The organism is Erwinia sp. V71 (assembly GCF_965644245.1).
Taxonomy (GTDB): domain Bacteria; phylum Pseudomonadota; class Gammaproteobacteria; order Enterobacterales; family Enterobacteriaceae; genus Erwinia.
In genome coordinates this window covers 1-248 of sequence record NZ_CBFFRK010000332.1, presented here as the reverse complement: position 1 = coordinate 248, position 248 = coordinate 1, and the positions used below count along the sequence as shown (strand labels likewise).

The following is a 248-nucleotide window of genomic DNA, read 5'->3' as shown; positions in this document are numbered from 1 at the left end:
TTCTTTGAGCCTGCGTCATCTGTACAGCAGACCATCAAGGAACGACAGTCTGACGTAAAGAATAAGGAAATCATTCAGTGGGTGGTTCATGCGGTCAAGATAGGTCGTTCCACCTGTCTGATTGCAATGGAATATGAAAGCCGTTGGGTGCATGTTATTCATCAGGTTCGCAAAGGAGATGTTCAGGGGTTTGTAGAACGTCTTAATACCCGACTGGTCAACGGTATGGAATGGCTGGGCGCTGATTA

At 46.8% G+C, this 248-nt stretch carries 1 protein-coding gene; it reads left to right on the top strand.

Features of this window, described 5'->3' with window-relative positions; translation table 11 throughout:
* The coding region (locus ACSZO1_RS22845) for a DUF6933 domain-containing protein (protein ID WP_437616703.1) at nucleotides 1–248 on the top strand (248 nt) is incomplete at both ends.